Consider the following 8,225-nt stretch of genomic DNA (forward strand, 5'->3'; position numbering starts at 1 on the left):
CCGCCCGGGTGGACGTCACCTGCCAGCAGTTCCGCGACGAGGTGGTGGCGGTGGCCCGGGGCCTGGTCGCCGCCGGCGTGGAGCCGGGCATGCGGGTCGGCCTGATGAGCAAGACCCGGTACGAGTGGACGCTGCTGGACTACGCGATCTGGGCGGCCGGGGCGGTGACCGTGCCCATCTACGAGACCTCCAGCGCGGAGCAGACCGCCTGGATCCTCGCCGACTCGGGCGCGGCGGCCTGCGTGGTGGAGACCAACGCGCACGCGCTGATCCTGGCCGGCATCCGGGACCAGCTTCCCGAGCTGACCCGGGTCTGGCAGATCGACCTCGGTGAACTGGACGACCTGGTGGCCGGGGGCGCCTCGGTGGACCCGGCCGAGATCGAGCAGCGGCGGGCCGGGCTCCGCGCCGACGACATCGCCACGATCATCTACACCAGTGGCACCACCGGCCGCCCCAAGGGCTGCGTGCTGACCCACCGCAACATGTACGCGGACATCGCCAACGCGGTACCCGTACTGCCCAACCTGTTCAACCCGGGCGCCTCCACGCTGCTGTTCCTGCCGCTGGCGCACGCCTTCGCCCGGCTGATCCAGATCGGCGTGGTGCAGGCCCGGGCCACCATGTCGCACTGCGCCAACGTCAAGGACCTGGTCGGCGAACTCCAGGACTTCCGCCCCACGTTCGTGCTCTCCGTACCCCGGGTGTTCGAGAAGGTCTACAACGGCGCGCGGCAGAAGGCGCAGGCCGAGGGGAAGGGCGCCATCTTCGACCGGGCCGAGCAGGTCGCCGTGGCCTGGAGCGAGGCGCTGGACACCCCGGGCGGGCCCGGCCTGCGGCTGCGGGTGCAGCACGCGGTCTTCGACCGGCTGGTCTACCGCAAGCTGCGCAACGCGCTCGGGGGCCGCTGCCGGGACGCCATCTCCGGCGGTGCCCCGCTCGGCGCCCGCCTCGGGCACTTCTTCCGGGGCATCGGGGTGACCATCCTGGAGGGGTACGGGCTGACCGAGACCTCCCCGGCCGCCGCCGCGAACCTGGTCGGCGCGACCCGGATCGGCACCGTCGGCCGGCCGCTGCCCGGGGTCAGCATCCGGATCGCCGACGACGGCGAGATCCTGATCGCCGGTGAGCTGATCTTCCAGGGGTACTGGCGCAACCCGGAGGCCACCGCCGAGGTGCTCGGCACCGACGGCTGGTTCCACAGCGGTGACCTCGGCCAGTTGGACGCCGACGGCTTCCTCCGCATCACCGGCCGCAAGAAGGAGATCATCGTGACGGCCGGCGGCAAGAACGTCGCGCCCGCCGTGCTGGAGGACCGGGTCCGGGCCCACCCGCTGGTCAGCCAGTGCGTGGTGGTCGGCGACCGGCAGCCGTTCATCGCCGCCCTGGTCACCGTGGACGAGGAGGCGTGGCCCGAGTGGCGCACCCAGGCGGGGTACCCGGAGGGCGCCAGCGTGGCCGACCTGCGCCACGACGAGAAGCTGCGGGCCGAGATCCAGACCGCGATCGACGACGCCAACCAGGCGGTCTCCAAGGCCGAGGCGATCAAGGTCTTCCGGATCCTGCCGCGCGACTTCACCGAGACCACCGGCGAACTGACCCCATCGTTGAAGGTCAAACGGAACGTGGTGCAGAAGACCTACGCGGCGGAGATCGCCGACATCTACCAGAGCTGACTACGATCCGTCACGTGCCCGCCTCGACACCCGTCCGACCCCGCCCGCATCCGCTCGCGGCAGCCGCCCGCGTGGTGATGCTCGCGCTGGTCGCCGTGCTCACCCTGATCGCCACCCGGGACGTCGCCCAGCTCTGGTGGATCGCCCTGCTCGCGGTGGCCGGCCTGCCGGCCCTGCTCGCCCCCCACCACCGGGTCCTCGCCCCACTCGGCCGGTTCGCCGAGGTGGTGATCGTCTGCCTGGCGGCCAGTCAGGTCTCCGCCGTGACCACCCTGCGCGGTCTCGGCGCGTCCGCCATCCTGCCGTACCTGGCCGTGCCGCTGACCGTGGCCGCCTGGCAGCGCCGGCACCGGGAGGGGGTCGCCCTGCTGGCGGTCGCCGCCGCCACCCTGCTCGGCGCGGGCGCCTTCACCGAGGCCGCCGACGGGGGGCCGCAGCTCGGTCAGATCGGCTACCTGGCGGTCTGCCTCCAGTGGCTGATCCTGGCCTCGATCGGGCTCTTCGCCACCGGCACCCTGCAACGGATGATGCAGGTCCGCGGCGAGGGCAAACCGCAGCCGTACGCCGAGGCGACCCGGCTGCTCACCCAGTTGCGCAGCGTCGCCCGGCAACTGCCCGGCGCCACCCTCGATCCGGGTGGCATCTCCGAGCACCTGCTGGAGGAGCTGCGTACGGTGGCCCGCGCCGACCGGGCCGCGGTGCTCTCGGCCAGCGGCGGTGGCCGACTGGTCGTGCTGGCGCAGGTCGGGGTGGACCGGGTCGACTGGGAGACCACCCTGGACGCCGACTCGGCGATCGCCGACGCGTGGGCCAGCCAGCAGCCGCAGACCGCACACCGTTCGCAGGCCCGCTCGCACCGGGGCGGTGAGGTGTCCGCCCTGGTCGTACCCCTGGTCGCCGGGGTCCGTACGGTCGGTCTGGTCACCCTGGAGGCGGACGCCGCCAACGCCTACCCGGCCCCCGTGGTGTCCCGGGTGACCGCGCTGACCCGGCCCGCCGCGCTGCGGCTGGAGGCGGCGCTGCTCTTCGACGAGGTACGCTCGCTGGCCACCAACGAGGAACGGCAGCGGCTGGCCCGGGAGATCCACGACGGGGTCGCCCAGGAACTGGTCATGGTCGGGTACGGCATCGACAACGCCCTGGCCACGGTGCACTCCGACGCCGAGGAGACCGAGGAGGCGCTGCGGACGCTGCGCGCCGAGGTGACCCGGGTGATCACCGAGCTGCGGCTGAGCCTGTTCGAGCTGCGCAGCGAGGTGGACCGGCACGGCGGGCTGGCCGCCGCGATCGCCGAGTACGCCCGTACCGTCGGCGCCTCCGGCGGACTGCGGGTGCACCTGTCCCTGGACGAGTCCACCGCCCGGCTGCCCGCCGCCACCGAGGCGGAACTGCTGCGCATCGCCCAGGAGGCGGTCACCAACGCGCGTAAGCACGCCGGGGCCACGAACCTCTGGGTCACCTGCGAGGTGGACCCACCGTACGCCCAGATCGAAGTGTCGGATGACGGTCAGGGCATCGCTGACCAGCGTCCGGACGGGCGGTACGGTCTTGCGATCATGGCGGAGAGGGCGGAACGTATCCGGGGCCGACTGGAGATCCGACCGCGTCAACCAAGCGGCACGACCGTGGCGGTGGTACTCGGCACCTCGCCCCGGCGCGATAACGTGCGCGATAGCGGCACCGCAGCAGAAGGGGAGTAACCCGAGGATGACCACAAGTCCCATGCCGGCCACCCGTACCAAGGTCCTGCTCGTCGACGATCACGACCTGATCCGCAAGGGCCTGCGCCACGCCTTCGAGCGGGACCGGCAGTTCGAGGTCGTCGGCGAGGCCGCCACGGCGGCCGAGGGGGTGCGCCAGGCCGGCGCGCTCCAGCCCGATGTGGTGATCATGGATCTGCGGCTGCCCGACGGCAGTGGTCTCGAAGCGACCCGGGCGCTGCGCAAGTCCAGCGCCTCGATGGGCATCGTGGTGCTGACCATGTACGCCGGGGACGACCAGCTCTTCGGCGCGCTGGAGGCCGGGGCGAGCGCGTTCGTGCCGAAGACCGCGCCGGCCGACGAGGTCGTCGCCGCCGCCCGGCACGCCGCCTCCTCCCCCAGCGCGTTCACCGCGGCCGACCTGGCCGAGGCGATGAAGCGTCGGCTCGCCCCGTCGGGCCCGCAGCTCTCCCCCCGGGAGAGCCAGGTGCTCCGGCTGCTGGCCGACGGCATGAGCGTCGCCGGGATCGCCAAGCAGCTCTTCGTCAGCGAGTCGACCGCCAAGACGCACATCTCGAAGCTCTACGAGAAGCTGGGTGCGGCCAACCGGGCGCAGGCGCTGATGACGGCGCTGCGACTCGGCCTGCTCGAGGCGCCGGACGCACCGAAGTTCTGACCGGCACCGGGAGGTCGACCTCCCGGTGGCACCGGTTCCCGACGCCCCACCCGGGATCACCGGCGGTCCGACGACCGGACCGCCGGTGGGTCGGTGCCCTGGGCCGCCGGTGGCCTGACACCCGGCGGGCCGGACCGGGAGAACCGGTGGCCGGTGACGTGACAACCGCCACGCCCCGGGCGGACCGGCCGTCCGGCCGCCGCCCGCCCGGCGGACCGGCAGGTCAGCGCGGGGCGGACCCCGACTCCGGTGCCCACCACCCTCTGGAGTGCGCCGGACAGAAGCGGCACAATACCCGGATGGCCCACGCGGGCGATGATCCATCGCATCGGCACAGAGGGGTTGGCATGGTGCAGCGGCCGGACTGGGCACCGGAGACCATCGACATCGAGCGGCCGAGCGTGGCCCGGATGTACGACTACTACCTCGGCGGCTCACACAACTTCGCGGTGGACCGGGCCGCCGCCCAGGCGATGATCGCCGCGGTGCCCGAGGCGCCGTTGATGGCCCAGGCGAACCGGGCCTTCCTGCGCCGGGCCGTGCAGTTCCTGCTCGACGCCGGGGTACGCCAGTTCCTCGACATCGGGTCCGGCATCCCCACCGTCGGCAACGTGCACGAGATCGCCACCCGCAGCGCGCCGGACGCCCGGGTGGTCTACGTGGACACCGATCCGGTGGCGGTGGCGCACAGCCGGGAGATCCTGCGGGGCAACCCGTCGGCCACGGTGATCCAGGAGGACCTGCGCCGCCCGGCGGAGATCCTGGCCCATCCGGAACTCCGCCGGCTGCTCGACTTCTCCGAGCCGATCGCGGTGATGATCGTCGCGGTGCTGCACTTCGTACCGGACTCCGACGACCCCGCCGGGATCATCGCCACGCTGCGCCGGACCCTGCCACCGGGCAGCTACCTGGTGCTCTCCCAGGCCAGCGCGGACGGCCGGGCGACCGACGAGGAGAAGCGGGAGGCCGAGCGGGTCTACCGCAACACCGACAACCCGCTGACGGTCCGCAGCCGCACCGCCCTGACCGCGCTCTTCGACGGGTTCGACCTGGTCGATCCCGGGGTGGTGTGGGTACCCGAGTGGCGGCCGGACTCCCCGGACGCCGCCGAACACGCCGCGCAGTCGGCCTTCATCGGCGGTGTCGGGCGGCTCGGTGAGTGAGGGTGAGGTACCGGACCGGGCCGGGGACTTCGCCCGCGCCTGGGCCAAGGCGGTGTCCGGTACCAGCTACCTGCCCATGACCCAGGCCCAACTGGAGGCGTTCCTGCAACGGCTCACCGTACGGCTGGCCGGGGCGTTACGGGCCGAACCGTTCGACCTGCGGGTCGGGTACCAGGTCGGCGCCGATCTGGTGGCCGCGCACATCGCCTCCGCGGAGGGCCTCGGCCGCACCGTCGAGGTGATCCACCTGCGACTGCTGCGGGACCTGGGACTGGTCGAGTCCGACGTGCAGGACCGGATGGCCCGGCTGCTGGCCAGCGTGGCGACCGGGTACGCCCGCGCCCTGCGCGACCGCACACTCGACGAGCAGGAGTCGATCCGGCGGGCCGGGATGCTGGCCCGCGCCGAGGCGGAGCGGGCCCTGCGGGAGAGCGAGGCCCGGTTCCGGCACCAGGCCACCCACGACCCGCTCACCGACCTGCCGAACCGGACCCTGTTCACCGAGCGGCTGACCGGCGCCATCCGCGACCCGCAGGAGGGCCGCGACCGGGTGGGGCTCTGCTTCATGGACCTGGACCGGTTCAAGGTGGTCAACGACACCCTCGGGCACCAGATCGGTGACCGGTTGCTCGTCTCGGTCGCCGACCGGTTGCGGCGCAGTGTCGGCGAGCACCTGGTGGCCCGGCTCGGCGGCGACGAGTTCGTCATCCTGGTGGAGGGCACCGAGTGCACCGACGACGTGGTGAAGGTCGCCGACGCGGCACTGGCCGCCGTCGGTGAGTCCGCGCTGGTCGACGGGCACGAACTGACCGTCTCGGCGAGCATCGGCATCGTGGAACGCCCGGTGGCCGGGACCACCCCCGGTGACCTGATGCGCGCCGCCGACATCACCCTGCACTGGGCGAAGGGCGCCGGTGGGGCGCAGTGGGCGCTGTTCGACCCGGACCGCAACGAACGGGAGATGACCCGGTACGCCCTCTCCGCGGCCATCCCGGCCGCGCTGGAACGCGGCGAGTTCTACCTGGACTACCAGCCGCTCACCTCGCTCGTCCACGGGGGTGTGCTCGGGGTGGAGGCCCTGGTCCGGTGGCGCCACCCGCAGCTCGGGGTGCTCCGACCGGACAGCTTCATCGGGCTGGCCGAGGAGACCGGGCTGATCGTCGAGCTGGGCGGCTGGGTGCTGGCCGAGGCGTGCCGGGAGGCGGGACGGTGGTCGGAGGTCACCCCGTCGGCGCCGTTCATCAGCGTCAACCTGGCCGTCCGGCAGGTGCACGCGGCCGGGCTGGTCGACGAGGTCAGCGCCCTGCTGGAGCGGACCGGCCTGCCGCCCCAGCGGCTGCAACTGGAGATCACCGAGAGCACCATGATGAGTACCGCCGAGGAGCCGGTACGCGCCCTGCGGGTGCTCAGCGACCTCGGCGTCCGGATCGCCATCGACGACTTCGGCACCGGGTACTCCAACCTGGCGTACCTGCGTGACCTGCCGGTCGACGAGCTGAAGCTGGCCGGTTCCTTCGTCACCGGGCTGCGGGCCCCGGCCGACGACCCGGCCAGTCGGACGGACGAACGCATCCTCGCCTCGCTGGTCTCCCTGGCGCACGCCCTCGACCTGACCGTGACGGCCGAGGGGGTGGAGACCCCGGCGCAGGCCGAGCGGCTCCGGGCGATCGGCTGTGACGCGGCGCAGGGGTGGCACTTCGGGCGGCCGGCACCGGCGGAACGGATCCTGGAACGACTGCGCTGAGCGGCTAGCCGGCGCTGAGCAGGGCGGCCCCCGGCTAGCCGGCGGCGAGCAGATCGGCCCCGGCTATCCGGCGGCGAGCAGGGCGGCCATCCGCTGGGCCTGGGTCTCCCAGCGCCACTCCCGCTCCACCCAGGCCCGCCCGGCCGCGCCGAGCTGCCGGGCCAGATCCCGGTCGGCCAGCAGGGTGGCCACCCGGTCGGCGAGCTGTGCCAGGTCCCGCCCCGGGACGACGTACCCGGTCTCCCCCTCGCGGACCGCGTCCGGCGCACCGCCGGAGTCCCCGGCGACCACCGGCAGTCCGGTGGCGGACGCCTCCAGATAGACGATGCCCAGCCCCTCCACGTCCAGACCCCGGTTGCGGGTCCGGCAGGGCATCGCGTAGACGTCGCCGGCCGCGTAGTGCGCGGGCAGCTCGTCGGCCGGTACGGAGCCGGTGAAGACCACGTCCCGCTCCACCCCCACCTGCCGGGCGAGCTTCTGCAGCGTCGGGCGGTACGGGCCACCGCCGACGATCAGCAGCGCGGCGTCCGGTACCCGTCGGCGGATCTGCGGGAACGCCCGGATCAGCGCGTCCTGACCCTTGCGTGGCACCAGCCGGGAGACACAGACCACCACCGGCCGGTCGGTCAGCCCGAGGCGGGCCCGGATCGGCTCACCGTCGACGTCCGGGTGGTACGCGTCGACGTCCACCCCGGGGGCGAGCCGTTCCAACTCGGTCACCCCGTGCAGCGCCCGCGCCAACCGGACCCGGGTGTACTCGCCGAGGTAGGTGGTGACGTCCACGCCCCGCCCGATCCGGCGCAGGGCCGCGCGCGCCCCGGGCAGGGCGGCCCAGCCGATCTCGTGCCCGTGGGTCTGGGCCACCGCCCGACGCACCCCGGCCCGACGGCGCAGGCCGGCGGCGAGCAGGCCGAGCGGGGCCGCCGCGCCGAACCAGACGGTGTCGCAGTCGTACCGGCGGGCGAGCCGGGCCGCCCGGCGGGCGACCAGCGGGGTGGGCAGCAGGACCTTGGTCCGCTCCCGGATCACCTCGAACGGCTGGTCGGCGTCGAACTTCTCGGCTCCCCGCCAGGTGGAGGCGTAGACCACCACGGAACCCGGGGGCTGCCGGACGGCCAGGTTGTGCACGAACGACTGGATGCCGCCGGGGCGGGGCGGGAAGTCATTGGTGATCAGCAGTGTCCGGCTCAACGACCGGCTCCCCTCGCGTAGGCACGGGCGGCGGCCATCCGTTCCACGGTGGAGGGATGGGAGGCGGAGTAGAGG

At 73.3% G+C, this 8,225-nt stretch carries 6 protein-coding genes; 5 read left to right on the forward strand and 1 reads right to left on the reverse strand.

The annotated features are described in order from the left end of the window. From GSF22_RS27010 to GSF22_RS27030, 5 genes are all read left to right on the forward strand, one after another. Positions 1-1,676 (forward strand): AMP-dependent synthetase/ligase (locus tag GSF22_RS27010; RefSeq protein ID WP_208816553.1); only part of this gene is annotated, 1,676 nt, incomplete at its 5' end. Between the two features lie 14 nt (positions 1,677-1,690). Beyond that, a complete protein-coding gene (locus GSF22_RS27015) occupies positions 1,691-3,376 on the forward strand; it encodes a GAF domain-containing sensor histidine kinase (protein ID WP_307804363.1) in 1,686 nt (561 codons plus the stop codon). Positions 3,377-3,383: 7 nt separating this feature from the next. Continuing rightward, on the forward strand, positions 3,384-4,052 hold the full coding sequence (locus GSF22_RS27020) for a response regulator transcription factor (protein WP_208816554.1): 669 nt from the start codon (positions 3,384-3,386) through the stop codon (positions 4,050-4,052). A gap of 350 nt (positions 4,053-4,402) precedes the next feature. Next, on the forward strand, positions 4,403-5,215 hold the full coding sequence (locus GSF22_RS27025) for an SAM-dependent methyltransferase (RefSeq protein ID WP_208816558.1): 813 nt from the start codon (positions 4,403-4,405) through the stop codon (positions 5,213-5,215). 76 nt (positions 5,216-5,291) lie between these two features. After that, positions 5,292-6,959: a putative bifunctional diguanylate cyclase/phosphodiesterase gene (locus tag GSF22_RS27030; protein WP_208816557.1), complete on the forward strand. Its 1,668-nt coding sequence runs from the start codon at positions 5,292-5,294 to the stop codon at positions 6,957-6,959. Positions 6,960-7,022: 63 nt separating this feature from the next. On the opposite strand, the gene GSF22_RS27035 is transcribed toward GSF22_RS27030, so the two are convergent. Beyond that, positions 7,023-8,150 (reverse strand): glycosyltransferase family 4 protein, encoded by a 1,128-nt coding sequence (locus tag GSF22_RS27035; RefSeq protein WP_208816555.1) that lies wholly within the window; start codon positions 8,148-8,150, stop codon positions 7,023-7,025. Positions 8,151-8,225: the final 75 nt, after the last annotated feature.

Origin of the sequence: Micromonospora echinofusca (assembly GCF_017614955.1) — a bacterium.
In the GTDB taxonomy this organism is placed as follows: domain Bacteria; phylum Actinomycetota; class Actinomycetes; order Mycobacteriales; family Micromonosporaceae; genus Micromonospora; species Micromonospora echinofusca_A.